Annotated in this window: 1 protein-coding gene; it reads left to right on the forward strand. The window is 38.7% G+C overall.

Annotated features, from left to right (window positions below):
- The first annotated feature begins 249 nt into the window (after window positions 1-249).
- Window positions 250-1,452, forward strand: a complete 1,203-nt coding sequence (locus DI060_RS18800; protein WP_244594510.1) for an integrase core domain-containing protein — start codon at window positions 250-252, stop codon at window positions 1,450-1,452.
- Window positions 1,453-1,630: the final 178 nt, after the last annotated feature.

Consider the following 1,630-nt stretch of genomic DNA (forward strand, 5'->3'; position numbering starts at 1 on the left):
CTACACCACACTCTCCGTCTGTCACTCGCTTGCATACGCAAGCTATGTGCCAGTCCCTAACGTCCCTTCGGGACTCAGGGTCGAGGAACGTCGTTAAGTCTAGTTCGTTATACGAAATGGACTTATAGTATGACTCAGGACATGGGTAACACTTTTGTAGCAAGACATAGGTAACACTTTCTGGTTTCTCATCCCCTAGAACACCTTTACAGGAGGGCTATGGGGATGCCTTGGAAGGAGAATCAGATCGTGGATTTAAGATTAGAATTCGTTATGGCGAGCTTTGAGAAAGGTATCAATTTCACTCAGCTCTGTGCAGAATATGGGATATCTACAAAGTGTGGATACAAATGGAAAGAAAGGTTTTTGTGTGAGGGAAAGGCGGGACTTCTAGACAAGAAGAGAACTCCTAAGAACTCACCCAAGAAAATTCCTGAAGATGTCGTTCTTGAGCTCATTAAGCTCAAGAACTATAAGAAGTTTTGGGGTTCAAAGAAGATTCTCGAACTCTACAAAAGAAAGTTTCCGGATGTAAAACCTCCAGACAAATCTACTCTTGATCGTATCTTCCAAAAAGCAGGACTTACCTTACCTAAGAAAAGAAAGAGAGTCAAACATTTTGGAGAAAGAATCTCGCTACCAGAAAAGTCTACTCACGCAAATCATATTTGGACTGTTGACTTCAAAGGATGGTGGTATACTGCTGATTCTGAGAAAGTAAATCCTCTCACTATCAGAGATGATTATTCAAAATTCATTCTCTCTATAAAGACTCTTTCAAAAGGAGACATTCCTTCTGTAAAAGCCGAATTCATTAGGTTGTTTAAGATCTATGGGCTTCCGGACATCATTAGGTCCGACAACGGTCCTCCATTTGCCTCTATGCAATCCCTTCTAGGTCTCACTAAGCTCTCTGTTTGGTGGCTCTCGCTTGGCATTAAACTCGATCGTATTGAACCAGGAAAACCTTACCAGAATGGGGCTCATGAACGCATGCACAAGGACATGGCTCGGGAACTACAACATGAGATCGTTGGTAACATTACTCTTCATCAAAAACTCTTCGATAAGTGGAGAATTGAATTTAACAGAGAAAGACCTCACGAGGCTCTTTATATGAAAACTCCAGAACAAGTCTATGTGAAATCAGATAAACTTTTTGATCCAAACGCTGATCTCTTACTCACTTACCCTTTTGGTTTTAAGATGAGGCATGTTAACGATAGAGGTTACATAAATTGGCTCGGACATCTCATTATGATCGGTAATCCTTTCAATGGGTTCAATGTCGGAATTAAAAAAGAGGGAGATACTTACTCCATCTGGTTTGCTAATAATAAATTAGGTGTTATAGACAAGGATTTTTTCTTGCTTATTTCTGACCCTAATGCATACAAAGATCATAAACCAAGAAAGGTTACTAAAAAGCGTTACCCTTCTACTGCCGCTTAACCGTTACCTATCTCCTGAAGTCATACCTAAAAGGAAATAATAAAATGAACTTTGAAGAGATAACAGATACAATAAAGGGTAAATTATATGAGAGAATAGGAAATACATTTTTGTTTTCCTATAGCATTCTTTTCTTAAGTATTAATTGGAACTATTTTTATAAAATATATAATGCTTA

The sequence above is a fragment of the Leptospira ryugenii genome (genome assembly GCF_003114855.1).
GTDB classification, from domain to species: domain Bacteria; phylum Spirochaetota; class Leptospiria; order Leptospirales; family Leptospiraceae; genus Leptospira_A; species Leptospira_A ryugenii.